Origin of the sequence: Prochlorococcus sp. MIT 0603 (assembly GCF_000760215.1) — a bacterium.
Classification (GTDB): Bacteria; Cyanobacteriota; Cyanobacteriia; order PCC-6307; family Cyanobiaceae; genus Prochlorococcus_E.
On record NZ_JNAW01000002.1, the window covers coordinates 744272 to 767982 of the forward strand.

A 23711-nucleotide genomic window follows, 5' to 3' on the forward strand; every position below is an offset into this window, starting at 1 on the left:
GTGTGGAATAAAGCATAGCTGATATTTGAGGGAAAATATTAAAGTTTTTCTCAAGAGCTCTTAAAATCTAATTATTAGCTTTTAAAAAAAGTTAAATAATGCTCATGTTGTTGACAGCTCCTGTGATTTTTCATCCCAGAGAATATACTGGAAGCAATTTGGTATATCTTTTATTTTCAAATATCTTGCATTCAAAAGGAGATGTTTATTACGATTGTGGCAAGCGCGTAAATTATAATTAGGTATTCTTTCACATAAATGATGGATAGTATGAAAAGAAATATCGGCTAAAAACCAATTTAAATAATCTGGTATATCTAAATTACTACTTCCCTCAATTGCACCGCGTAAAACACTCCAGTCTTCAGTCCTACTTGCATAAGAACCTTCGAAATTATGTTGCACAAAGAATATGCAAATAAAGATGGCTGCTGAGGCAGTCATGATTATAGAATAGCAACTCCAGAACAGTCCTAAACCAAGCCAACGACTCATCAGAAACCAACCTGTTATCACAGCAACATTATTAGCAAAAAGATCTATTAATTCCCCAGATGTATTGCCATATCCAGAGTGATAAGAACGAAACCTTGTCGTAATGTTAAAAAGATTTTCAAAGTCACGTCGATGAATTTTATTTATTAATTCAATTAAAAATGACCTAATAAAACAGATAGTTGCATGTATCAGCGTCAACCTCGGTTTAATAACAAGGTAAAAGAAGCCCCCTGGGAATAACATTATCCAATGGCGGCTTAAGGTATAAAGGGATTTATTAAAGGCAGGAAGTGATTTAAAAGCATTTAGTGACAGGACATCAACGGGGCCACGGTAAATCTCCCAGTCACCATTGTGCTTATGATGAAAGGCATGGTCTCTAGACCATGGATGCTGAGGGATTGCATTTATAGCTCCTAAGAAAAAGCCAACTACACGATTGAGCCATCGCGACCGAAAGAGCGCTCCATGTCCACAATCATGCATCAACGAAAAAGTTCTCGATGAAAGCAAAGTCAACAACCCAAGGACAGGTAATAATTCAAGAGCTGTTATCAAAAATGGATGGCCGGTATTAGTGATAAATGAGATTAAATTCCAAAGCAATGCAATAGGGATGAGAGTGGTCAAGACTTGCCAAAAGGCCCTTAAATTACTTCTGCGCAAATAAGGAGTAAGAATAAAATCGTTACGACTTATTAGTTTATTGTTTGTTGATGAAGTCAAATGCTTAACTCTCCACTTGCAATGTCATATTCAGAGTGAACTGAAAGGCAACAATTTTTTACCAGCAAAGCTATGAACATAGTTGATAATTCATGCTGATTTTTCCTATCAAAAGACATTTTTTTTATGAAGGCAATCATTCTAAAATGAACCTCAAAAGAGTAACTTAGTTTGCATGGAAAGAATCGTTTAATGTTCTCCCTTGCAGACAAAACTTCAAAGTCATAGCTAACTGTAAACCAAATTAGTTCAAATCACTAAAATAATTAAGGCCTTTAGAAAATCCTTAATTTATCTAATTACAAAAGTTAAGAGCAATCCATAACCAAGCTTTAGCTACAAAACTATATCTATAGTTATTCGCCAATAAGAGTCGAGTCAAAAGCTTTTTGTTTCTCTGACAACAAAGCTACTCTTCGTAACTAATGCCGACCCTTCAATCTCTAATCCTTTGACACTAGATATTTCACCTTTAAGACCTTCCAATTTCAGCTGTTCAATCATTGTCTGTATTACTTGTGTTTCCACAAGTTTCTGATCAATTCTATCAGGTGTCATCTTCTCAAAGAATTTACCAGCCTTAGCTTTAACAACATCAGAAGCATTGGTTATCTTTAGCAAAATCATTATTATAAGGTGATTTTTTACAACCTAATTGATTGGTCCACAGAAAGGCTTGCTGATCTATTAAATCTTAGTCAAAAACAAGTAATAAATTCCAAAACTCAAAGAATTAAAGCAGCTTATCAATCATTTGCCTCTCTTCATACCAAAAACTTCTTGATCTATCCGAGCAAAGTCAATGTTTTCCCAAGGGAAAAGCAGCCATTCTGAAGAATTGCAAACCTCCACAGCATTCCACCAATCAGGCTCTCTTTTACTTAACCATACAAATGTTGTGATGCCAGGAATATCTTTTACATTATTTAAAGTCAATCCAGTTTCACAGACATCGTCAACAACAAGTGAGTAAGGCTTCGGCTTAGTTAAGAATGGAATCCTCAACGCATGACTCAATGCAACAGCTAGACAAAGCCCTCCCCTAGGGAAACCATATACTCCTGACAAGGATTTTGATCTGCAAGCAGATGTAATGTGTTGAACAGAAAAGTCAAATTCATTCCACGTCAACAATCTCATGATTTATTTTTCCAAAAGCAAACTACGTTCTAAAAGAAATAAGCCATTCTAATAGCATTAATAAAAGAACTATAACTCAAGACTTTAGGCATATAGTGTAGACCTTTTTAAATAAGAACAATGCAACCCCCTAAAGAGGACTCAACTGGACAGATAAATACTTAATAAAGCTTTCATTAAAAAAAGCATCTTATTGCTACGCCTAATTCGCATCGTTTAACTCTGATTTCACTCCCATTGGTGGTTGAAAATATTTTTTCTACAATAAGTCCATCCTTAAGAATTATTTTGTGAACTTTCCCCTGAAACCTTCTTCGTGTCCAACAAATTTTTTCTTCATTAGAGATACTACATTGACTTGCCAAAGAGAGATCTATCTCATGAGGAGCTGTTGAGACAATAGTTCTCTTCTTTGAAGATAATGAAGGCAACTTATCTTTTAAATAAGAAAGTGATTCCCTAGATATTTTGAAAGGATGGATGTTTATATGTGTGCCTTCATGAAATTTCGAAAAAACCTTTACCTGAATCAGACCACAAGTTAATTCAATGCGCTCTTTAACACGGTGATATTTTGACTGAACATTCTTCTGACCTTTTTGGATGTAAGTTGCTACAGGCATTCATTTTCAATGCTACTAAACATTTTTAACAGATCTAGCGTTAATTTCAATCCATATATAGTCACGACATGTTCAAAAGATGGGAAAAGCTCAAAAAGCGTGGAAATAACAGTCTAAATAATTGGAGGGAGGTATTGCGTCTAAGAACATCATGTCAGGCAATTCATTGAGAGAGAAGTCTTAAGCGTGCTTGACCACAACTTCTTGTAGTCAAGCACGCTAGTTATATGTTAATAACAAGTCCGCAAAAATCAATAAGCTAAAACAATAAGTCCACATGTAAACTATCGAATTAGAGCTTAAACCTACATCACTATTGAAACCAATAAGAGTTGGAAGATTCATTAAAAATTCAATCCAAATACCATCTAACGATTACATATATTTAAGCTTATTATCGATGAGTAAGGTAAAAACTAGTAAAGCACTACTACAGAGCTATTCTCCTCGCTTCAGATATACAAAGAGACTTCTCAAAAGATCAAAGTAGCCATCTGAGTATTAATCACTAATCCAAGATAGAAGAAGGTTCTTTGTAATGTAATTATTACTTTTAATTAAGTCTCATAAAGAACTTTAAACGGACGCAGTTTTTTGAAATCACATGAGTTATCTATGTCTAAGTTGCAAGGAGTCAATTATGAAAAGCTCAGTTAAAATACTTCTATATATTTTAGCGTGGATAATCGCATGGCTTGCATTTAGTTTTATTATTGATAGTGGTTTGGTTACAATTAAAGTTTACAATCCTGGCACCAAAGGTAGCTTAATCACCTTTACCTGTGGTGCTTTTACTTCCTTAATAGGAGCAACATCCTTATATCGTGAAGTATTCACAGATGACCTAACGAAAGAGGATGCGAAAGTGGATTGACAAAACAGAATAAGCTACATGCAACCTATAGACATAAGAGCATTGGCTGAGGGGATAGTTATTGCAGACAACTTTATCAACTATATTTGGCAACAAATCAACCCAATGCAAATCCTCTACAATTAATTGAGGAATAAACAATACGCCTAATAAACGACATACTGAATAGACATGTGGGAGCGCATTTGTAATAGGTATATTAAATTCGACATTCAGCAAGACAAAGTGCAATCGTCAATTTACAAGCGGTAAACCTATAGGATCTATAAGATTCGAAATAAAGTTGTTAAGAAGCTAGATCTATGACAACAAAGGAAGAAAGACAAGCGCAATTTGTAAATAGAACTTGAAGAATAATTTTTTATGTCTACTATAGAATAAATATATGTTAAAAATGAAAAAGAGGATTAGACATTTCAAAAAGCCTAACAACCTTTTCAACCCTAATGGTCAAGGTATATCTACATATGACCTGACATACGTAACATCAAACAACAATAAAATAAGGAATGAAGAGTTACGTGTAGCTTTAACCAAAGAACCTACAAAAGTAGGCAATACATAATGGTGTTAACAGTACTTAGATCAATGACTGAGCTTCTACTACCAGTCAAACAAGATGAAAAAGCAAAAGCAGAAAAGGGTTTTGCAAATCGTGATGCTATGAAACGCTATCTAAAGCTCACAAATGAATTAAACAAAAAAGTGAAGCGCAAGCGGGCTAAGAAACTTATTCAGCAATCACAAAGGGAGGCAGCTTGATATAACGAAGCTTGAATATGATAAAAGACAAATGCCTCTGCTTATCACTTAACCCCATATATCGTTTCTTAAGTGAATTCACCTCCTTGAGACTACTCCAAATAAAGGCGAGAATTATTTTGATTGGGAAAAATCCATTAATCAGCCAACATGCATGTTTGCATAGACGCTGCAAACATAGTAGTATACTAGTACTAGAGTCTAGGTTTGTAAAATGATCGCTCCAGAAGGATGGTTAATCGAAGCCAATGGTAAATGGTTGCTACTTTTCCATAAAGACCCTATATCACTCCAACGAATTCCACATTTTTATATCGACAAGTGGACTGTATCATCTACTCACACACCTCTTACTTTCGTAAATCGAAGAAGGGTTAGATTAACTCCTGCTATAGAGACTTGGAATGAGCTCATTGAGAATGGTTGGGCCAAAATCGAAAGTCAATTCGGAGATGTTGCATAGCAAATAGATTCAAATATTTCGGAAGAAACTCCCTAATCAAAAATAAGAATATTTCTTCTTTATTTTATTTGATCTTTATTAATCATAAAAAGCTTCTCAGAATCAACCTCATCACAATATTTAATCTTAATGTTGGTAAAAATCGAACCTATATAACTTTTGTTAATAAGGAGCTAACTTTCATAAAGGTCTCAATTCCTTGCCATCCGATTCCAAACATAATTATCTAGCGAAGATTTTATGAAGCCAATGCGACTTCAATAGCCGCTATCAAGTCTTCACTCGATGGTTGGACGCTTGGCTCGAAACGAGCTATTACATTCCCTTCTTTGTCAACTAAGAATTTTTCAAAGTTCCAAGCAACATCTCCCATTGGTTCTGATTTGTTAAGTGTAGTGTAAGGCTCGGTTGTAGCACCTTTTGCATGAACTTTATTGAAAATTTCAAAGGTCACTCCAAAATTCACCGAACAAAATTTTTGAATCTCATCAAGACTTCCTGGTTCCTGTCCTCCAAAATCATTACAAGGGAAACCTAGAACAGCAAATCCTTGCTCTTTGTATTTATCGTGAAGTTCTTGCAATCCAGCATACTGTGGTGTGTTCCCACAGCGACTAGCGACATTGACGATTAAAAGAACTTGCCCTGAATAATCACCAAGCTTTTTTTTCTTACCACTTGAAGTTTGAACTTCAGTTGTTTTTACATTAACCAACATTGAGCTAGTAAAGAATTATTGATCGACTACAAAAGATAGCAGCTTTTGGTACACCCATTACAACATTGAGGGAAAGTTTTGGGATTTTAAATACATGAAAAGTATCCTTTTAGCTCTTTCAAAGGGTCAAGCAAAGAAGAGAGAACGGTCAGTCTCAGCAGTTAACAAAAGCAACGATTGCTAGAGAATTAAATATTGATGTTCAGAGCGTTACCTTCCTTGAAGTTATAGACCCTTTTTGAGATCGAAATACAAACAAGAGGGGAAGGCCTATAACCATTAGGGTCGCAAAAGATAAAATTATATTTATAGTAGAGCTGCTTACACCTAAATCTGAAGAAGCTAATCCAAATAAAGTTACAAGCATTTCAAGTAAGGGTATATAAGGCTTCTTTAATATAATCATTAAGAACACCCTCTATAAGTTAATAACTAACCAAGCTCAGAAGTTATTGATACATTCGAAAGCATCATTTAATAACAAAAGCAATTTGATATGGCTCTAGTATGTAGTTTTAGGAGGCCAAGTGGCAAACACCAAAAAAAATAATTATAACTCTGAAGATAATCTTGAGAAGAGAGATTCTATTGATAAAGATAAGCCACTATCAATAGATAAAACATTTACAACAGACTCTATTGGTGAAGAGAAGCGATTATCAGTAGATGCAGCGTTTACAACAGATTCACTAGAGTTAAAAGAATCTCCAACCTTACAAAAAGAAAAGATCGATGAATCTAATAACGATGAACTTATAAAGCCTGAGCTAATCTACAAATCTAATAAAAGTTCTTTTAAGGTTGGCAAAATCAATACCTTTGAGGAGATATTTAATGCGATAGAAAATGGGTTTACAAAAAATAAAACTCGTACAGAATATGCTTTCCCTCATCCAAGGTATTGGCTAGGTCCTCGCTTCATGGCTGTATGGGCACTGCCAATTATTTTAATACAAAAAGCAAGAGCTTTACTATCATCTTCAAACCCAATAAGGCCTTATTCAAAAGCAGATTATTCTGTTCGCAAGTCAGAAACTATCTACACATCAACAAAAAGAGCTCTTGAAAGCACAGGTGGCATCAGATTCTTTGGAGCTCGGTTTTTAACAATCTGGGTACTACCTTTAGCCATTACTGGAATATTCATGGAGTTCCTTTTTGTAAGTCCTTTAACTGGCTCTCAACCATTTGGATAAGGAACGGTTTAAAGTTCTTACTTAAATGCACTCTCAGCAAAGCTTTGGATTAAATCTATATCAAGGCTTTGAATTCAACTCATCTTCCATTCCTCTTTTTATCCCTGTGTATAAGGCTGCAAGCAGAAAAAGACCTAAAACAAAATAAAGCAACCTTTCAAGAAAGAGTGTTATTGGATTACCTATTAGTTCTGAGACTGGTTCCATTGATATCCTGTGTAATGAGCAACTATGTCATCACCATGTCTTGTACATCTAGAATGTAAGCGCTAACAAATCCTTTTACATGCATATTCTTCTATGTAATAACAAAAAGCAATCCAAACAAGCTACTAGCAACATATGGACGTCCTTCCACCTCACCAAGCATTTTTAAGAACCAGGATAGTCTTTGATGTTTATTGAATAAGCTCATTACAAGAGCAAACATCTTAGAGATAGGTTGCTTGATCAATAATACTAGACTTTATGTTTTTGGACTATATTAACCAAAGCGATAAGAAGGCATACATGTCAACATATAAGAGCTATCAGCATCTCACCGATTCCTTAGTTAATTATGATCATTCCTAGACCTACAATCTCTGTAAAATCCTTTGAGAACGCATTGGAAAATGCAGATTTGTCAGAAAGTGATCATACTTTAATTGATTATATTAGATATGTAGGAATTTTCTCTCAACCTAGTCTTGTAAGAGATCTAAGACTTAAACCTAAACCACCTGCTTTAAGCATCCTTTGCGATATATGTAGAAAAATTGGCTATCAGATCCCTGAACACTTCAAAGACATTCGTAAATGGTCTGAGAGCAATAGTGAGCATGGTGTTTACTGGGATGGAGACCTTGTTTGCAGTACAGCTAAGAATATAGATGGTGAGCCGTTAACCCCCGAAGCGGGAACTGCTCCATATGAGACTCTTGTAGTCCACAAAGAGCTATTTACTGGCTTAGGGTGAGAATCAACAGATATAGATAACACAGATGCTTACTTAAGCTCATAAAGCACCTGAAAAGACTTTTTTGTTTTACTGAAAATAAGAACTTTGTTTGAGCCATATAGGGATATTCCAGTTTGATTTCTTAATGTATTAAATGTTGTCAATGCAACTCCACACGTCTCTATAAATAAAATTGGCAATGTCTTTTCATCTCCATTCATTACCTGCAAGTCAATGGCCTGCCGTACAGCTTGACAAGCCTTTTCTAAACCCAATCGATCCGAGAGTTCTGACCACAAAAAATTAACTGGCTCACAATCAGTAAGGTCCAAAGAGTGTCTCATATAAAATGAATGTTAATGTCTATACAAAATAGTGATCTTAACCAATGAGCTTAAATGAAATACTTCAAACTCATCTGATCCAACGTGGAAAAGATCAATAAGTATAATATTAAGATAAAAATTACATTTTTCCTATGAAATGAAAGTTTTCAGCCAAACAAAACCTATTACAAGAGAAACGGGTAGATCGATAATTAGCAATAATCAAGTTGTATAGTGTGATTTGCTATTAAACGTCTTAAAAATTAGAAATATAAACCTTCTAAGTATCGAGTTTATTTTCAGACAAGTCTAAATCATAATCACTTCTCAATTCATCAAACATTGCTTCTAAGACATCTTCCTGAGCTTTGTCTACATCTTTCAAATGTGCCTTAGCTGCCTCGAAATCATCTTTAGTAGGCAAGGTTAAATCTCCACCTTTAAATTATTTGTAAACGTTTTAGCATAAGTGTCAATAGATTTGCATAGTCAACTTCTTATTTGGTATTAATCTAGTGAATTTCAAGAGAGTAGAAATATGAATGAGAATATTTATAGAAGAACAAATTTTCGCGAAAAGTAAATGTCAAAAAAGGGGTCTTTGCCTAACTGAATTATGCAAAGGAGGAGATTATTGTAAGGTGAACGCTAGAGATAGTTGGTTAGATATAAATAGTAGGGACACGATAAAACAAATCATATATCTTTGAGCTTAGAAACAACACTAGGGACCTTTTCTCGAAAAGACTGTTGGCGATCAGTTCGGGTATTTACTTTTAATGTCGTATAAATGCGTTCTGCGCCTAAGCGATGCACTTCTTCATGACAATCCCTAACGCAATTAAAAACATCATCCCAGTGTCCTTCAATAGCAGTTCCATTAGGCCCTAAATCATAAGCAAGACCTTTCTTTTCGATGATCTTTTTACAAGCTCCTATATAAGGAGAGAGAGAAAGACCTACGCCTAAAGGGACGAGACAAAAATCAATGCTTATCCACATGATAAATAAAGACTCATTATAGGCGTCATGGGAAAAATAATCCAAAGAAACAGCACTTTCAGGTGAAGTCCTAGACCTAAAAGCAAGCTCTTATCAAAACAAGAGCAACTGGCATTTGCATAAGAGAAATAACTATTGCTTTATATGTTGAAGAGACTTCATAAAGCACCTGACATTATCCGAAAAGAATTTCTTATTTGTTAAAAGTAAGCTGCTCGTATACTTCATAGCTCTTGAGCTGACTATCCAAAGATCTCAAATATTTTTCAACTGCATGAAGCTCATTTTTTAAATGATTTCGTTTAAATTGCAATCCTCTAATCCTTCTTTGCATTTCCAGAAGACGTCTAACCCTATTCTCATGAGTCGAAATATGCTTCGAAAGCTCATTTGAAAGACTCACTCCTCCATCTCCATCATTGAGTTGGTTATTCATGGTGCTTCAGTGAATTTGTTTACAGAAAACTTCTCTAAAAAAGCATTCCTAATACCTTGACCTGAATTTTCAAGGCAATAATTCGTCCCCATATACCATGTCTATCAGAGACTGAACAAGCAGTAAATCAGTGTTAACGCTCGAGTAAATAGACTCGAGCGTTAACCCCTAGGTGTTTAATCTAAATAAAGCTAAATGAGTTTCTTATTGATAGGGAGAGGGATGTGAAAATCTAGATAGCTATAAATAAAATTGAAGTTGAAATATTAAAAATGGGTAAAAACTTGAGGCTTTCAGTAAACTACTTTTGTCTAACTTAGGAGAAGGGTTGATATCACTATCTTTTAAACGTTAAATAAGAATTCCATAACATCACCTTCCTTAACAATATATTCTTTACCTTCACTACGAATCCAACCTTTGTTTTTGGCCTCCACTAAAGAGCCTGCTTCAAGCAACTTTTTATAATGAATTGTCTGAGCACGAATGAAGCCTCTTTCAAAATCTGTATGTATTACTCCAGCAGCTTGGGGAGCTGTCATCCCAGACCTAATCGTCCATGCCTTAGTTTCCTTCTCACCAGTGGTGAAATAAGTACTTAGCCCTAGAAGCTGGTAAGAAGCTTTTATAAGACTTTGCAAGCCACCTTCGGGAACACCAAGGCTTTTTAAATAATCTAATCTTTCTGGTTGTCCCAATTCAATTAATTCAGCTTCAACTTGAGCAGAGATTTTTACACTTTCATTTTTTTCTTTTTGTGCCAATTCTCCTACATTTTTTGAATAAGCATTTCCTACCGCAAGGTCATCCTCGCTCAAATTTGATGCATAGATTATAGGCTTAGCTGTTAGCAATCCTAATGGTTTAATAAATTGCTTTTCTTCATCGAGTAAATGAACATTCCTTGCAGCACCTCCCTGTTCGATTTCAAGAAAAATCTTTTCTAAAATCAAATCTTCTGTTTGACTTTCCTTACTGGTTCGAACTGATTTCTTCAACCGTTCTCTTCGCTTTTCTATTTGACTAAGATCTGATAAGCCAAGCTCTAAATTGATAATATCCATATCCCTTACTGGATTGACAGAGCCAGACACATGAATAACATTGTCATCTTCAAAGCATCGAACGACGTGAACAATCGCATCAACCTCCCGAATATTAGATAAAAATTTATTCCCCAAACCTTCTCCGTGACTTGCACCTTCTACTAAGCCAGCAATATCAACAAACTCTATTCGCGTTGGGATTAATTCCTTGCTATGACTAATAGATCCAAGTAAATCTAATCTGTCATCAGGAACAGATACTGTTCCAACATTTGGCTCAATGGTGCAAAATGGGAAATTAGCTGCTTGAGCTTGTGCATTGGCAACTAAAGCATTAAACAAAGTGGACTTACCAACGTTTGGAAGGCCAACTATTCCTACTTTAAGCATTAGAAAAAATCTAAAAACAACATTCGAGGGGTTATTCTTACGAAACTAATTGCTTAAGCATCTTAAAACCAGTCAAAGAGAAAAACTAAAATGTCCCGTCAAAAAAGCTCATTTCAAAACCAATGATAAGTTCAAATCGAAAAAAGATTATTGGCATTATTGCTTTTATATTAATCCTTAGTGGTGGAAATATTTTCCTCAAAAGAGGTTCTAGCAATAGTAAGCAGGATTTAACTAGCTATACAGTAGCTGCTGAGAAAGGTCAGTTACCATCTATTATTACTGCTAGTGGAGAGCTCCAGGCTAGAAAAAGTGTAAATGTAAATCCTCATCGTCAAGGAATAATAGAAGAAGTGTATGTCACTGAAGGAGAGGCCGTTACCAAAGACCAATTGCTTGCAAAAATACAAGGTAGAGACTTTAAATATCGCTTTAATGCACTTGAAGCAGAATTTAAAAATGCCAAATCAGCTTTTGCTCGTAGAGAACAATTATTTCTAGAAGGTGGAATAAGTAAAGAGAAGTACGAAGAATTCCAAAAAGTTTTTCTGATTAGCAAAGCCAAGCTCGAGCAAATTAAAGTAGAAGGGGAAGAATTATTCATCAAATCACCTTTAAAAGGAATAATCACTGCCAAATATGCAGAGCCTGGAAGCTTTGTGTCTCCAACTTCGCAAAAATCAAGTAACGGAAATTCTATTAAGACTTCAGTGGTAGAAATATCTCAAGGCTTAGAAGTAATTTCAAAAGTACCTGAAAGTGATATAGGTCGAATTCAAATAAACCAGATGGCTAGCATTCGAGTGGAAGCTTTCCCAGATGAGCGATTTAATTCTATTGTCAGTGAAATAGCCCCAAGAGCAACTAGAAAAAACAATGTCACTTCATTTGAGGTCCAACTATCGCTAATTAACCCTCCAAAGAAATTACGTATTGGAATGACTGCCGATATAGAGTTTAAAGCTGGTGACTCGGGGCTTAAGACAATTGTGCCTACTGTGGCAATAGTGACTGAAGATGGAGCTACAGGTTTATTAATGGTAGGCAAAAATAATCAGCCTATATTCCAAAAAGTTGAACTTGGGTCAAGCAGTGGTAACAAGACTGCGATAATTAAAGGAATTAACCCTGGTGAAAAAATCTTCATTGATATTCCGCCATGGTCAAAAAGAAAACGGAAATAAATCAATTTTTCAGATCATCTATAAAAAACTATGACACTAAGCCAAGAAAAACCTATTTTACTTTTAGTTGATGGCCATTCACTTGCATTCAGAAGTTTCTATGCATTTAGCAAAGGTGGTGAAGGTGGTTTAAGAACCAAGGCAGGTCTCCCTACAAGTGTGACCTATGGATTTCTAAAAAGCCTCCTTGACAACTGTAAGGTTCTTAGCCCGCAGGGAGTAACAATTGCTTTTGACACTGCGGAGCCAACATTTCGTCACAAAAAAGATCCAAACTATAAAGCCAATCGAGATATAGCACCAGAAATTTTCTTTCAAGATCTAGACCAACTTAAACAAATCCTTAAAGAAAGTCTCAATCTACCAATTATCACAGCACCAGGGTATGAAGCTGATGACGTTCTAGGAACATTGGCGACTAGAGCATCGAGCGACGGCTGGAAAGTTCACATTCTCACTGGTGATAGAGATCTTTTCCAGCTTGTAGATGACGACAGGAGCATAGCCGTTCTATACATGGGTGGCGGCCCCTATGCAAAAAGTGGCAACCCATCACTTATTGATGAGGCCGGGGTAAAAGACAAGCTTGGTGTAAGGCCAAAAGAAGTTATCGATTTAAAAGCTCTAACAGGTGACAGCTCTGATAACATTCCTGGTGTTAGAGGTGTAGGACCTAAAACAGCCATTAATTTGCTCAAAGAGAATGGCGATCTGGATAGTATATTTAAATCATTAGATCAACTAGAGTCAAAGGGGGAGAAAGCTTCTCAAGGGTCTATTAAAGGGGCATTAAAAATAAAATTAAAAGAAGGGAAAGAGAAAGCATATCTTTCTAAAGAGCTAGCTGAAATCTTGACCGAAATCCCCATAAAGGAAGAGCTAAGCCTAGAATTAACTGAAATTAAAAAAGAAAATCTAACAGAATCTCTTGAAGAATTAGAACTCTATAGCCTTATTAATCAAATACCAAGTTTCACCGCAAGCTTCTCTCAAGGAGGCTTTAAAGCAAATAAAGAAAGCCTAGACAAGCAAAAAGAATCATCCAAAACCATAATTCACAAATCTAATAACAAGGGAAAGAATGATATAAACAAACCTCCACCTATTAAGCCTTCAATCATTACCACTGAAAACCAACTTCAATCTCTAGCACAGAAGTTGATGAATTTTAATCAATCACTACAGCCAGTTGCTATAGATACAGAAACAACGGACTTAAATCCATTCAAAGCAGAGTTAGTTGGCATTGGCCTATGCTGGGGCGAAGGACTAGACGAGATATCATACATTCCCTTGGCTCATAACAATCCTCAAACTTCACAACAACAGCTACCTTTACAAACTGTCGTTCAAGCTTTAACGCCTTGGTTAAGCAGTTCAAACAATCCAAAAATCCTTCAAAACGCTAAATATGATCGACTGATTTTTCTTCACTATGGAATCCCCCTGGAAGGAGTAATTATGGATACTCTCCTTGCTGATTATCTCTGTAATGCCACAAGAAAGCATAGTCTAGAGGAAATAACAAAAAGAGAGTTTGGGTTTACCCCAACAAGCTTTAAAGAACTTGTTGGCAAGGGGCAAAACTTTAAAGATGTTGGCATAAATGATGCAAGTATTTACTGCGGAATGGATGTATATCTCACACGGAAACTATCATTTCGGCTTAAATCACAACTTCAAGAAATGGGTGCAGAGCTTATAAGCCTATTAGAAACAGTAGAACAACCCCTTGAACATATCCTTGCTGAAATGGAAGCCAGAGGAATATGTATAGACGTTCCCTATCTAAAAGAATTATCAAATGAGTTGAATCATAAGTTAAATGAATTAGAGGAACAAGCTTATGAACTTGCTGAGACCCCATTCAATCTCAACTCTCCAAAACAACTTGGGGAAGTCCTCTTTGACATTCTCAATTTAGATAGAAGAAAATCTCGCAAAACTAAAACCGGATGGAGTACGGATGCAAATGTACTTGAAAAACTTGAGAATGATCATCCACTTGTTCCCCTATTGATTGAGCATCGAACACTTAGCAAACTTGTAAGTACTTATGTAGATGCACTCCCGGAATTAGTTGAGAAGGAAACTGGTAGAGTCCATACAGATTTCAACCAGGCCGTTACGGCAACAGGACGTTTAAGTAGTAGCAATCCAAACCTACAAAATATTCCCATTAGGACTGAGTTCAGCAGACGAATAAGAAAAGCCTTCTTGCCTCAAGAAAACTGGAAATTAATAAGTGCAGACTACTCTCAAATAGAGTTACGCATTCTTGCTCACCTCTCTGGTGAAGAGATTCTTCAGCAGGCCTATCAAAAGGGAGAAGATGTTCATACTTTAACTGCGAAGATTCTTTTAGAAAAAGATTCAATCAACTCCAATGAAAGACGTCTAGGTAAAACTATTAATTTTGGCGTTGTTTATGGCATGGGTGCTCAACGTTTTGCGAGATCAACAGGTGTTACTCAATCCGAAGCTAAAGAGTTTTTAAACAAATACAAAGAAAGATATCCAAAAGTTTTTTCTTTTCTGGAGTTTCAAGAGAGGCTTGCCTTGAGCAAAGGCTATGTAAAAACATTACTTGGCAGGCGCAGATATTTTGACTTTGATCGAAATGGTTTAGGAAGACTCCTAGGCAAAGATCCTATGAGTATAGACTTGAAATTTGCCCGACGAGCGGGAATGGAAGCCCAACAATTAAGAGCAGCAGCAAATGCACCTATTCAAGGCTCAAGCGCCGATATAATTAAGATAGCAATGGTACAATTAGCTGGGCAGCTCAAAAAGAAAAGTCTACCTGCAAACCTTCTGTTACAAGTGCATGATGAATTAGTTTTAGAAGCAGATCCGTCAGCACTAGAAGAGGTTAAAGAACTAGTTATTACTACAATGGAGAATGCTATACACCTTAATGTTCCTCTAGTTGTAGATGCAGCTATTGGGAACAACTGGATGGATGCAAAATAAATCTAAAACCAAATAATGGATAGTCATCAAAACCTTGCAATAAAAAAGTGTCCTTAAAATTAACAAACACTCTCACCAAACAAACCGAGTATTTCAATCCAATTACACCTGGAGAAATAAGTATTTATTGTTGTGGTGTAACTGTATACGATCTTTGTCACCTAGGACATGCGCGTAGCTATATCGTATGGGATGTTTTGAGAAGATACTTTCATTGGAAAGGTTATAAAGTTAATTTTATCCAAAATTTTACCGATATTGACGACAAGATCCTAACAAGAGCAGCTCAAGAGAAATGTACGATGAACGAAATTAGTGAAAGAAATATAAAAGAATTCCATCAAGACATGGATGCTCTAGGAATCTTACCCCCCACCCGAATGCCGCGAGCCACACGATGCCTAAATGCGATTAGATCAATGATAGAAGATCTGGAAAGGAAAGGCGTCGCCTATTCAATAGAAGGTGATGTCTACTTCTCTGTAATGAAGCATAGAGAGTATGGGAAGTTAAGTAGGCGTGAATTATCAGAACAACAACTAAATGCCGATGGGCGAGTTGACAGCATAGAAGGAGCACGTAAACGAAACCCTTTTGACTTTGCACTTTGGAAGGGAGCCAAGAAAGGGGAGCCAAGTTTCAGCTCTCCTTGGGGAGAAGGGCGGCCTGGCTGGCATATTGAATGTTCTGCAATGGTGCTACAAGAACTAGGAGAAACAATAGATATTCATTTAGGAGGAGCAGATCTCATTTTCCCACATCATGAAAATGAGATCGCACAATCTGAAATGGCTAATGGGAAAAAATTGGCAAATTTTTGGCTTCACAATGGGATGGTAAATGTTGGCGGTCAAAAAATGAGCAAGTCATTAGGCAATTTCACAACAATTAGGTCTCTACTCCAACAAGGCAGATCTGCAATGACTCTTAGACTATTTATACTTCAAGCTCACTATCGAAAACCGCTAGATTTCACGAAAGAAGCTCTTGATGCTGCTTCAATAGGCTGGGAAAGACTTAACAGAGTACTTTGTATCGGACTAATACACTATCAAACTCTGAACTGGCCTAAAACAAAAGTTCAATTACCCATAATCAATGATCTGTATAAGCTTTCTACAAATACAGAGTTAAATGAATCTCATCAGAATTTCATAACAGCATTAAATGACGACCTGAATACATCAGTAGCTATATCAATCTTATTTGATCTTGCTCGGCCACTTAAATCAATAGCCAACACAATAGAAGGTAACATTTTCGAATCATTACCAGAATCAGATAATCAAAAGACATATTCAAGGTGGTTGCTTCTTATCACACTGGCAGGTGTTCTAGGTCTTCAAGCAGAACTTCCAAGCCAAAACAATCCATCCAAACATTCTAATAGCCTATCTAAAGAGGCTATTTCAGCTGCAATAGAAGAGCGCAATAAAGCTAAATTATCAAAGGATTTTGATAAAGCAGATGAGATAAGAGAGAGTCTAAGGAAACAAGGGATTGAATTAATTGATAAAAAAGGGGGCATAACAGATTGGGTGCAAAGTTAAGCTTTCCTCCATTACTCCCAACATCATGAACTTTTCAACCTGAATCTAACCATAGGATGAGAGACTATGAGGTAATTGCTAGAGCATTGTGAAAGCCATCAGCGTGCTGGGTTCCACTGGTTCGATTGGCACCCAAACGCTCGAAATAGCCAAAGAGTTCCCAGAACAGTTCAAAGTAGTTGCTTTAACAGCAGGTAAGAACTTGGATTTAGTTGTGGAACAAGTCAATCAGTATCAACCAGAAGTTGTTGCAGTAGCCGACGAGACTGATTTGCCTAAGCTTCATGAACGATTAAAAGATCTGCTTAAGGGAAACAAGTCTAAGAAGCCCCCTCAATTAGTTGCTGGTGCAGAAGGATTAAATATTGCAGCTTCCTGGGATACTGCGGAATTAGTAGTTACAGGAATTGTTGGCTGTGCAGGACTACTTCCTACTATTGCTGCAATAAAAGCAGGGAAAGATATTGCTCTAGCAAATAAAGAGACATTAATAGCAGCAGGTCCAGTAGTACTTCCAGAACTGAAGGCTAGTGGAAGCAGATTATTACCTGCAGATTCAGAACATTCAGCAATATTCCAATGTTTACAAGGGACTCCTTGGGCCGACAATGCCCGCCTTTCTACTGGAATTCCTACACCCGGTCTAAGGAATATTCAGCTCACAGCATCTGGAGGTGCATTCCGTGACTGGCGAAAAGAAGACTTAAAGAACGCAACCGTTAAAGATGCAACTAGCCATCCCAATTGGAGTATGGGAAAAAAAATTACAGTTGACTCAGCAACTCTTATGAATAAAGGCCTTGAAGTAATAGAAGCACATTATTTATTTGGTCTTGATTACGAACACATAGAAATAGTTATTCACCCTCAAAGCATTATTCACTCAATGGTTGAATTGGCAGATTCATCTGTTTTAGCTCAAATGGGCTGGCCTGACATGAAGCTCCCAATTCTTTATGCAATGAGTTGGCCAAAAAGGGTGGAAACCCACTGGGAAAGGCTAAACCTCTCAAAAATAAAACAACTAACTTTCAATGAGCCAGACATATCAAAATATCCCTGCATAGAACTTGCATATGCAGCGGGGAAAGCCGCTGGGACCATGCCTGCCGTTCTAAATGCAGCAAATGAACAAGCTGTAGCTCTTTTTCTTGAAGAAAAGATTCATTTTTTAAATATTCCAAAAGTTATAGAAAATGCATGTGAGAGTCACAAGAACGACATTAAAACTGATCCTCAAGTAAACGATGTAATTGAAGTAGATAAATGGGCCCGAAAAGTAGTCAAATCTCAAGTCGAAAAAAATTCCCGTCAAATATCTATGGCGACATATATAGGATGAATATTCAGGTAAGTCACCACCTTTTGTTATGTACAGCAACACCCAAATCATCTTGTTGCAACCAAAAGCAAAGCATTGAAAGCTGGGAAAGTCTTAAAAGCATTCTTAGGAAATTAAACCTTGAAGATCCTAATCGTTCTGCGGGAATAGTTATGAGAAGCAAAGTTGACTGTCTAAGAATATGCAACTCTGGTCCAATTCTTTTAATCTGGCCTGAAGGGATTTGGTATCAAAATGTTTCTCCTAGTCGCATAGAAGTAATAATTAAAAGCCATATAATCGAAGGAATTCCAATAAAAGAATGGATCTTTAAGGAAACTCCATTAAAGTTTCCAATAACACGTTTAATGAACAATTCTTGTTAGCCAACGTTGAACCACATCATCCCCCCAGCAGCCACTTAAACCATGAAAGCCATTATGACCTCCATGATTTGTTAATAAGAATTCTAATTTAGTTGATGGGTTTTTAAAACGTACATTCTCATACAAATGCTTAAAAGGCTCCCAAGGAACCCAAGGGTCATCAACAGAATGTATTAACAATGTCTTTGGCATAATATCAAGCTTATTCAAAAGTAATGCATTTAATGGTGAGGCTTGCTTGTAATAATCATCTACATCTCTAAAGCCCCATCTAGGAGCGGTTATTGCCGCATCAAACTCACGAATCGACGATGTAATTAGATTATTCCAGCTATTGCTTTTAATCAAGAAGTCTCTTTCTTTCTCATTAACCCCAAATGGATCAGCAAGAGTCTGTTTAACTAATCTGTGTAACAACCAAGTTTGATAAAGCTTATTCCTATTCTTCTCAATGCAAGCACTGCTTGCTGCTAAATCCAGGGGGCTACTAATACAGACTAATCCATCTAAAGCATTGCTCCTTGAAGAAGAGGCCCACTCCAAGCAAGCATTTAATAAAATAGTACCTCCTAGAGAGATGCCTACTCCGAATAGTGGTACTAAATTATTTTTTGTTTTCCTGTTGTTTCCTAGAGAACTACAAATTTCTCTAGCCTTTGTTATTGCAGGAAATACATCAGCATTGCAATTTGCTGCATATGTACCAGCCGCAAATTTTCTACCAGGAGCAGCTCCTCTAAGGTTCAATCTTAATACGGCAAAGCCTGCCTTAAGCAATGCAAAAGACATACGTCTCAACCCTCTTCTACGACTTGAACCTCCTAATCCATGAAGAATCAAAATCAAACCTTTAACTGAAGAAAGATCTACAGGCTTATTCAGAAAAGCTATTAATTTTTCTTTTCCTAGGTTTCCAATTTGCTTTGAAGGTATTTCTATATGAACAAATTCATTATCAGGAAGGCAAACATTATCATCAACAAAAGTATCTCTAAGAGTTTGAAGATCTCCGCCAATCCATGGTAATCGTTGCTGAAAGAGCTTTAGCCCAAGATCTTCAGGCAAACCAAGAGAAGATTCAACTGTTACCACTGATACCTAATTCTTTTAATTCCACCAAAAGATCTCCTAAGACCTTCTTGGCATCTCCAAAAACCATAGAAGTATTTGACAAGTCAAACAAATCATTTTTTATACCAGAATAACCTGCACTCATTCCTCTCTTAATAACAAAAACCGTTCTCGCTTCCTGAACATCAAGAACTGGCATTCCATATAAAGGGGAACTTGGGTCATTCTTTGCTTGGGGGTTAACTACATCATTTGCACCTAGAACAAGAACAACATCTGTAGCCGGAAATTCGGGGTTAACAACATCCATTTCTTTTAATTGCTCATAAGGAACATCTGCTTCTGCTAAAAGAACATTCATATGTCCGGGCATTCGGCCAGCAACTGGATGAATAGCATAGATAACATTAATACCATTACTTTCCAAAGCCCTAGTTACTTCCCTAAGTGTGTGTTGTGCTTGAGCAACAGCCAATCCATAACCAGGGACAATCACTACACGTTCTGCAGCTTCAAGTGTTAAAGCACATTCTTCTACGCTGCAACTGGTTATATTGATATATTCAGTAGAACCACTTCCTGATGTAGAGGTCGCGCCAATTGCGCCGCCAAATAATACTGACAATAAAGATCTATTCATTCCATTACACATAACCTGAGTCAAAATTAGCCCAGCAGCTCCTACCATTGCTCCAGCGACTATAAGCAATTGACTCTTTACCACAAATCCTGCAGCTGCAGCCGCTACACCAGAGTAGCTGTTTAGTAGTGATATAACTACTGGCATGTCAGCACCCCCAATGGAAAGGGTGACTCCTATCCCCAAAAGGCCAGAACTTATTACTAATAACCAAAGCCCATTGTTGCCTGAATTTAATAAGGAAACAATCGAAACAAATGCAAGCACTGCTAATCCAATATTAATTAAGTGACGAAGATTGCTTTGCATCCATGTAGGAGTAGAAAGCCAGCCTTGAAGCTTGGCCATAGCAACTATGGATCCAGTGAAAGTTATTGATCCAACAAAAACAGAGATAATAATTGAAATTATTTCCACCAATCCATTGCCATCCACTCCAGTGGAATTACTTAAAGGGAACATTGCTGCAGCCAATGCTACTAACAAAGAAGACATGCCTCCACAGCCATTAAACAAAGCTACTGTTTCGGGCATAGCCGTCATAGCAACCCTCTTAGCAGTAACCATTCCCAACAAGCCCCCAACTACTGATCCAAATATTATCCATATCCAGGCACCTATAGATATTGATGAGCTTCCATAAGAATCAACCAAAACACCTATTACAGCTAGCATCATTGCAACAGCCGCAAGTCGATTAGCATCACGAGCTGAGCGAACTTTTGACAAGCCTTTAATGCCTAAAGCCAAAAGGAGAACAGCCAAAAGATCGATCGAAAACTTCAATACATCGGAAAGGTTCATTTATTCAACTCCTTATTTACGAGAAGGTTTACGGCTAAACATTGCAAGCATCCTGTCTGTAACGAGAAATCCTCCAACTACATTGAACAATGCAAATCCAAGTGCAATAGATCCCATAAGTAACAATGGGGGGTTATTTCCTGCCCTGATTATCAAAGTAAGAGCAGCAAGCATTGTTATACCTGAAATTGCATTTGCTCCACTCATCAAGGGTGTATGCAAAGTAGGTGGGACTTTGCCGATCAACTCAAGGCCAAGCAAGCTTCCCAATAAAAGGACCCAAAAGGCTTCACTTATAAAGGACATTAATTTAACCCTCCTGAATTCATAACTTGAGTATGGCGAATGACACCATCTTTGCTTATCAAAGATCCATCAATTAATTCGTCTTCTGTATTTAAAACTATTTCTCCTTCATGAATTAAAGGACTAATAAGTGCCAAAAGATTTCTTGCATACAAAGCACTTGCATGATTAGGAACAGTGCAAGGCAAGTCAGATGCTCCTATAAGCTTCACCCCATTTCTCAAGACTGTCTCGCCTTGTTTAGTCCCTACACAATTTCCACCTTGAGCAACAGCAAGGTCAACAACAACCGAACCAGACCTCATTTGATCTAACATCTCTTCATTTATAAGACGAGGGGCTTTCTTCCCTGGGACTTGAGCAGTACAAATTGCCACATCAGCTTCAGACAATTGCACTAATAACTGTTCCCTTTGAGCGATCAAAAATTCTTCCGTAACCTCATTAGCATATACACCAGATTCAGAAGTTTCCCTTTTTGCTTCTGGTGGCTCTATAAATCTAGCTCCTAAAGATTCAACCTGCTCTTTAACAGCTTGCCTAATATCACTCACATATACAACAGCACCTAACCTCTTGGCTGTTGCGACAGCTTGCAAGCCTGCTACTCCAGCCCCAAGGACAACAACCTTAGCCGGCTGAACCGTGCCGGCAGCAGTCATCAACATTGGGAAATATCTATCTAAAGCACTTGCCCCAATCAGAACTGCTTTATATCCAGAAATATTGGCTTGAGAAGAAAGTACGTCTGAGGATTGTGCCCTACTTATTCTTGGCAAAAGTTCGAGAGATAATGCTGATAATTTTGCTGATTGCAATACCTTGGCAAGGGATTCATTCCCGTAAGGAGACAATAATCCGACTAATAAAGCTCCCGATTTCAATTCTTGCAAAAACTTTTCACTTGGGGAATTAACACATAGAACGACATCAATGCTCTTAAGAGAATCTCCATTTACCTCAGAAAAGCAATCTGCTCCAACATTCAAATAAGAATCATCTGAAAAACCGGCAGAGGAACCTGCTCCGCTTTGAATCGAGACAGTGAAGCCAATAGAAACTAGCTTTTTAACAGTCTCAGGTGTTGCTGCAACACGGGTTTCACCAAAAGCAGCCTCAATAGGAATTAAAATTCTTGGCAAGATTAAAAAGGCTCATTAATAAAGAGTAAGACGCTAAAGGTTCGAAGACCAGGATTTTTGTTGAAAAAAGCTTTTCCTTAAAAGAAATTGTGGCTAACAAGAAAAAGGAACTTAAATATTCAATAAGAATATGAGCTTAAAAGCAATCGAATGTCCAGACGGCGTTTGTCATAGCCATCATGGAGGACATGCGGTGCCACGCACTGCAATGCAAAAAAATTTGCAAAATCACGGGAGAGAATGGTGCGAACGCCTTGCAGAGAGAATCTATGAAATGTCAGTTGACACTTATTCACAGACCGTAGTCCCAAGTTTACATGCATCTGGATGGCAAAGAAGGCATTTAGACTGGGAGTTTAAGCTAGCCGACAAAAGCTCAGAACCAGATGAAACGCTAGTAGAAGGGATTATCAACGCTACTGAAAGCTTCCTTCGAAGCACTGAAGTTCACAAATTGTTTATTCAAGAACTAGTTCAAGGAACATTTGAAGAAGCAACTGAAGATCACTTAAAATCAAGATGCGTAAGAGCTATTATTGAAGATGAAATAATGAATATGCTTGAACAACGAAAAGAAGAGATTATAAATGGATTGTCGAAAAAACTCTTAGAAGGTTCAACGAAAGATTTAAACGTAGCAAGAAAATCAGCTCTAGAAAGTATCACAGAAGTTCAAAAGCTTCTCTTAAATCACAGTCAATCAATCTAGATAAGTCATACGTTAAGCAGATCAAAAGCCATAATGATAGTGTCTTTGAATCTATATATATTTTTTCTTAAGATTCCCAGAAGCCCAGTAAAATCGTTTAACTTCTAAAGAATTCATTAAGACAATAATTCTTTTTGTACTAAAAACTCACTCTTGTACAAAAAGAACATGTATTAATCCCTTTGACATGCAAAGGTAACCTCGTTGATATAATTTCATGGAAATGCCCCTTGAAAGAAGGATCAGCATAGCCACCTGTTGGGCCTCTAGCAGAATTACTCTTTTAGATAGCATTGAACGCTATGAAGACAGCTATGCACTAACGCAAGAGTTTCGCGAATGGATAATAAATTTAGAAGATCAAAATTATGATTTGAATTCTTCAGTTTTAAAAGTTCCAGAATCATTTCATGCAACAAAAGATAGAATCCAAGAATCAGATGAACTTCTTGAGCTCTAAAAATACATTTTCATACTAAAAACTC

General features: G+C 36.9%; 28 protein-coding genes. 13 read left to right on the top strand and 15 right to left on the bottom strand.

Going from position 1 to position 23711, the window contains the following annotated elements; all coding sequences use genetic code 11:
* Positions 1-102 precede the first annotated feature (102 nt).
* The 4 genes from EV07_RS05680 to EV07_RS05695 all read right to left on the bottom strand — a co-directional run bounded on the left by EV07_RS05680 (position 103) and on the right by EV07_RS05695 (position 2987).
* The gene (locus tag EV07_RS05680) at positions 103-1224 is read right to left on the bottom strand and encodes a fatty acid desaturase (RefSeq protein WP_241434005.1); all 1122 of its coding nucleotides are present in this window, start codon (positions 1222-1224) and stop codon (positions 103-105) included.
* Positions 1225-1602: 378 nt separating this feature from the next.
* Positions 1603-1851 carry a hypothetical protein gene (locus EV07_RS05685; RefSeq protein WP_081936951.1) on the bottom strand — a complete coding sequence of 83 codons (249 nt, stop codon included), beginning with the start codon at positions 1849-1851 and terminating at the stop codon, positions 1603-1605.
* A 123-nt stretch (positions 1852-1974) separates the two neighbouring features.
* Positions 1975-2364: a phosphoribosyltransferase gene (locus EV07_RS05690; RefSeq protein WP_036918045.1), complete on the bottom strand. Its 390-nt coding sequence runs from the start codon at positions 2362-2364 to the stop codon at positions 1975-1977.
* A 176-nt stretch (positions 2365-2540) separates the two neighbouring features.
* A complete protein-coding gene (locus EV07_RS05695; RefSeq protein WP_036918047.1) occupies positions 2541-2987 on the bottom strand; it encodes a hypothetical protein in 447 nt (148 codons plus the stop codon).
* A gap of 640 nt (positions 2988-3627) precedes the next feature.
* Between EV07_RS05695 and EV07_RS05700 the strand changes: the two genes are divergently transcribed.
* The 4 genes from EV07_RS05700 to EV07_RS05715 all read left to right on the top strand — a co-directional run bounded on the left by EV07_RS05700 (position 3628) and on the right by EV07_RS05715 (position 5086).
* On the top strand, positions 3628-3861 hold the full coding sequence (locus EV07_RS05700) for a hypothetical protein (protein WP_036918048.1): 234 nt from the start codon (positions 3628-3630) through the stop codon (positions 3859-3861).
* Between the two features lie 394 nt (positions 3862-4255).
* The gene (locus tag EV07_RS09880) at positions 4256-4426 is read left to right on the top strand and encodes a hypothetical protein (RefSeq protein WP_193742716.1); all 171 of its coding nucleotides are present in this window, start codon (positions 4256-4258) and stop codon (positions 4424-4426) included.
* The gene (locus tag EV07_RS05710; RefSeq protein ID WP_036918050.1) at positions 4426-4623 is read left to right on the top strand and encodes a hypothetical protein; all 198 of its coding nucleotides are present in this window, start codon (positions 4426-4428) and stop codon (positions 4621-4623) included. The genes EV07_RS09880 and EV07_RS05710 overlap by 1 nt, the downstream gene beginning before the upstream one ends.
* Positions 4624-4837: 214 nt before the next feature.
* Positions 4838-5086, top strand: coding sequence for a DUF1651 domain-containing protein (locus tag EV07_RS05715; protein WP_036918051.1), 249 nt, complete (start codon positions 4838-4840; stop codon positions 5084-5086).
* A 238-nt stretch (positions 5087-5324) separates the two neighbouring features.
* Here the strand turns inward: EV07_RS05715 and EV07_RS05720 are convergent, their stop codons facing one another.
* The gene (locus EV07_RS05720) at positions 5325-5804 is read right to left on the bottom strand and encodes a glutathione peroxidase (RefSeq protein WP_036918052.1); all 480 of its coding nucleotides are present in this window, start codon (positions 5802-5804) and stop codon (positions 5325-5327) included.
* Positions 5805-6331: 527 nt separating this feature from the next.
* Between EV07_RS05720 and EV07_RS09515 the strand changes: the two genes are divergently transcribed.
* Positions 6332-7000 (top strand): hypothetical protein, encoded by a 669-nt coding sequence (locus EV07_RS09515; RefSeq protein WP_052043901.1) that lies wholly within the window; start codon positions 6332-6334, stop codon positions 6998-7000.
* A 60-nt stretch (positions 7001-7060) separates the two neighbouring features.
* Here the strand turns inward: EV07_RS09515 and EV07_RS09885 are convergent, their stop codons facing one another.
* Entirely contained in the window at positions 7061-7207 is a 147-nt protein-coding gene (locus EV07_RS09885; protein ID WP_193742717.1) for a hypothetical protein, read from the bottom strand.
* 352 nt (positions 7208-7559) lie between these two features.
* Between EV07_RS09885 and EV07_RS05735 the strand changes: the two genes are divergently transcribed.
* On the top strand, positions 7560-7958 hold the full coding sequence (locus EV07_RS05735) for a hypothetical protein (RefSeq protein ID WP_052043902.1): 399 nt from the start codon (positions 7560-7562) through the stop codon (positions 7956-7958).
* Positions 7959-7987: 29 nt separating this feature from the next.
* On the opposite strand, the gene EV07_RS05740 is transcribed toward EV07_RS05735, so the two are convergent.
* From EV07_RS05740 to ychF, 5 genes are all read right to left on the bottom strand, one after another.
* A complete protein-coding gene (locus EV07_RS05740; protein ID WP_036918055.1) occupies positions 7988-8284 on the bottom strand; it encodes a hypothetical protein in 297 nt (98 codons plus the stop codon).
* 262 nt (positions 8285-8546) lie between these two features.
* Complete coding sequence (locus EV07_RS09890) at positions 8547-8690, bottom strand: hypothetical protein (protein WP_193742718.1); 144 nt, start codon at positions 8688-8690, stop codon at positions 8547-8549.
* Between the two features lie 272 nt (positions 8691-8962).
* Positions 8963-9268, bottom strand: a complete 306-nt coding sequence (locus tag EV07_RS05745) for an MTH1187 family thiamine-binding protein (RefSeq protein ID WP_036918056.1) — start codon at positions 9266-9268, stop codon at positions 8963-8965.
* 193 nt (positions 9269-9461) lie between these two features.
* Positions 9462-9704, bottom strand: coding sequence for a hypothetical protein (locus tag EV07_RS05750; RefSeq protein ID WP_036918057.1), 243 nt, complete (start codon positions 9702-9704; stop codon positions 9462-9464).
* A gap of 344 nt (positions 9705-10048) precedes the next feature.
* Positions 10049-11140 carry a redox-regulated ATPase YchF gene (ychF, locus tag EV07_RS05755; RefSeq protein ID WP_036918058.1) on the bottom strand — a complete coding sequence of 364 codons (1092 nt, stop codon included), beginning with the start codon at positions 11138-11140 and terminating at the stop codon, positions 10049-10051.
* Between the two features lie 122 nt (positions 11141-11262).
* Here ychF and EV07_RS05760 point away from each other — a divergent pair, with 122 nt between their 5' ends.
* From EV07_RS05760 to EV07_RS05780, 5 genes are all read left to right on the top strand, one after another.
* Positions 11263-12324 (top strand): efflux RND transporter periplasmic adaptor subunit, encoded by a 1062-nt coding sequence (locus EV07_RS05760; RefSeq protein WP_036918059.1) that lies wholly within the window; start codon positions 11263-11265, stop codon positions 12322-12324.
* A 30-nt stretch (positions 12325-12354) separates the two neighbouring features.
* Positions 12355-15297: a DNA polymerase I gene (gene polA / locus EV07_RS05765; RefSeq protein ID WP_036918060.1), complete on the top strand. Its 2943-nt coding sequence runs from the start codon at positions 12355-12357 to the stop codon at positions 15295-15297.
* Between the two features lie 47 nt (positions 15298-15344).
* Positions 15345-16847: a cysteine--tRNA ligase gene (gene cysS / locus EV07_RS05770; protein ID WP_036918062.1), complete on the top strand. Its 1503-nt coding sequence runs from the start codon at positions 15345-15347 to the stop codon at positions 16845-16847.
* An 88-nt stretch (positions 16848-16935) separates the two neighbouring features.
* Positions 16936-18189: a 1-deoxy-D-xylulose-5-phosphate reductoisomerase gene (locus EV07_RS05775; RefSeq protein ID WP_275040930.1), complete on the top strand. Its 1254-nt coding sequence runs from the start codon at positions 16936-16938 to the stop codon at positions 18187-18189.
* Complete coding sequence (locus EV07_RS05780) at positions 18186-18554, top strand: (2Fe-2S) ferredoxin domain-containing protein (protein ID WP_052043903.1); 369 nt, start codon at positions 18186-18188, stop codon at positions 18552-18554. Before EV07_RS05775 ends, EV07_RS05780 begins: the two co-directional genes overlap by 4 nt.
* Here EV07_RS05780 and EV07_RS05785 read toward each other — a convergent pair.
* Genes EV07_RS05785 through EV07_RS05800 form a run of 4 tightly spaced genes read right to left on the bottom strand, consistent with a single transcriptional unit; the run spans position 18534 to position 22517 of the window.
* A complete protein-coding gene (locus EV07_RS05785; RefSeq protein ID WP_036918066.1) occupies positions 18534-19646 on the bottom strand; it encodes an alpha/beta fold hydrolase in 1113 nt (370 codons plus the stop codon). The genes EV07_RS05780 and EV07_RS05785 overlap by 21 nt on opposite strands.
* Positions 19633-21069 carry an NAD(P)(+) transhydrogenase (Re/Si-specific) subunit beta gene (locus EV07_RS05790; RefSeq protein WP_036918068.1) on the bottom strand — a complete coding sequence of 479 codons (1437 nt, stop codon included), beginning with the start codon at positions 21067-21069 and terminating at the stop codon, positions 19633-19635. The genes EV07_RS05785 and EV07_RS05790 overlap by 14 nt, the downstream gene beginning before the upstream one ends.
* 12 nt (positions 21070-21081) lie before the next feature.
* Positions 21082-21375: an NAD(P) transhydrogenase subunit alpha gene (locus EV07_RS05795; protein ID WP_036918069.1), complete on the bottom strand. Its 294-nt coding sequence runs from the start codon at positions 21373-21375 to the stop codon at positions 21082-21084.
* A complete protein-coding gene (locus EV07_RS05800; protein WP_036918070.1) occupies positions 21375-22517 on the bottom strand; it encodes a Re/Si-specific NAD(P)(+) transhydrogenase subunit alpha in 1143 nt (380 codons plus the stop codon). The genes EV07_RS05795 and EV07_RS05800 overlap by 1 nt, the downstream gene beginning before the upstream one ends.
* A gap of 130 nt (positions 22518-22647) precedes the next feature.
* Here EV07_RS05800 and EV07_RS05805 point away from each other — a divergent pair, with 130 nt between their 5' ends.
* Both EV07_RS05805 and EV07_RS05810 read left to right on the top strand, forming a co-directional pair.
* Entirely contained in the window at positions 22648-23226 is a 579-nt protein-coding gene (locus EV07_RS05805; RefSeq protein WP_036918071.1) for a hypothetical protein, read from the top strand.
* Between the two features lie 223 nt (positions 23227-23449).
* Positions 23450-23686, top strand: coding sequence for a hypothetical protein (locus EV07_RS05810; RefSeq protein WP_446727370.1), 237 nt, complete (start codon positions 23450-23452; stop codon positions 23684-23686).
* Positions 23687-23711 lie beyond the last annotated feature (25 nt).

What these genes read in the sequence shown, in the direction of transcription:
- EV07_RS05685 (WP_081936951.1), bottom strand. Translation starts at nt 1,851, where the DNA reads ATGATTTTGCTAAAGATAACCAATGCTTCTGATGTTGTTAAAGCTAAG.
- EV07_RS05690 (WP_036918045.1), bottom strand. Translation starts at nt 2,364, where the DNA reads ATGAGATTGTTGACGTGGAATGAATTTGACTTTTCTGTTCAACACATT.
- EV07_RS05695 (WP_036918047.1), bottom strand. Translation starts at nt 2,987, where the DNA reads ATGCCTGTAGCAACTTACATCCAAAAAGGTCAGAAGAATGTTCAGTCA.
- EV07_RS05700 (WP_036918048.1), top strand. Translation starts at nt 3,628, where the DNA reads ATGAAAAGCTCAGTTAAAATACTTCTATATATTTTAGCGTGGATAATC.
- EV07_RS09880 (WP_193742716.1), top strand. Translation starts at nt 4,256, where the DNA reads ATGAAAAAGAGGATTAGACATTTCAAAAAGCCTAACAACCTTTTCAAC.
- EV07_RS05710 (WP_036918050.1), top strand. Translation starts at nt 4,426, where the DNA reads ATGGTGTTAACAGTACTTAGATCAATGACTGAGCTTCTACTACCAGTC.
- EV07_RS05715 (WP_036918051.1), top strand. Translation starts at nt 4,838, where the DNA reads ATGATCGCTCCAGAAGGATGGTTAATCGAAGCCAATGGTAAATGGTTG.
- EV07_RS05720 (WP_036918052.1), bottom strand. Translation starts at nt 5,804, where the DNA reads ATGTTGGTTAATGTAAAAACAACTGAAGTTCAAACTTCAAGTGGTAAG.
- EV07_RS09885 (WP_193742717.1), bottom strand. Translation starts at nt 7,207, where the DNA reads ATGGAACCAGTCTCAGAACTAATAGGTAATCCAATAACACTCTTTCTT.
- EV07_RS05735 (WP_052043902.1), top strand. Translation starts at nt 7,560, where the DNA reads ATGATCATTCCTAGACCTACAATCTCTGTAAAATCCTTTGAGAACGCA.
- EV07_RS05740 (WP_036918055.1), bottom strand. Translation starts at nt 8,284, where the DNA reads ATGAGACACTCTTTGGACCTTACTGATTGTGAGCCAGTTAATTTTTTG.
- EV07_RS05745 (WP_036918056.1), bottom strand. Translation starts at nt 9,268, where the DNA reads ATGTGGATAAGCATTGATTTTTGTCTCGTCCCTTTAGGCGTAGGTCTT.
- EV07_RS05750 (WP_036918057.1), bottom strand. Translation starts at nt 9,704, where the DNA reads ATGAATAACCAACTCAATGATGGAGATGGAGGAGTGAGTCTTTCAAAT.
- ychF (WP_036918058.1), bottom strand. Translation starts at nt 11,140, where the DNA reads ATGCTTAAAGTAGGAATAGTTGGCCTTCCAAACGTTGGTAAGTCCACT.
- EV07_RS05760 (WP_036918059.1), top strand. Translation starts at nt 11,263, where the DNA reads ATGATAAGTTCAAATCGAAAAAAGATTATTGGCATTATTGCTTTTATA.
- polA (WP_036918060.1), top strand. Translation starts at nt 12,355, where the DNA reads ATGACACTAAGCCAAGAAAAACCTATTTTACTTTTAGTTGATGGCCAT.
- EV07_RS05780 (WP_052043903.1), top strand. Translation starts at nt 18,186, where the DNA reads ATGAATATTCAGGTAAGTCACCACCTTTTGTTATGTACAGCAACACCC.
- EV07_RS05790 (WP_036918068.1), bottom strand. Translation starts at nt 21,069, where the DNA reads ATGAACCTTTCCGATGTATTGAAGTTTTCGATCGATCTTTTGGCTGTT.
- EV07_RS05795 (WP_036918069.1), bottom strand. Translation starts at nt 21,375, where the DNA reads ATGTCCTTTATAAGTGAAGCCTTTTGGGTCCTTTTATTGGGAAGCTTG.
- EV07_RS05805 (WP_036918071.1), top strand. Translation starts at nt 22,648, where the DNA reads ATGAGCTTAAAAGCAATCGAATGTCCAGACGGCGTTTGTCATAGCCAT.
- EV07_RS05810 (WP_446727370.1), top strand. Translation starts at nt 23,450, where the DNA reads ATGCCCCTTGAAAGAAGGATCAGCATAGCCACCTGTTGGGCCTCTAGC.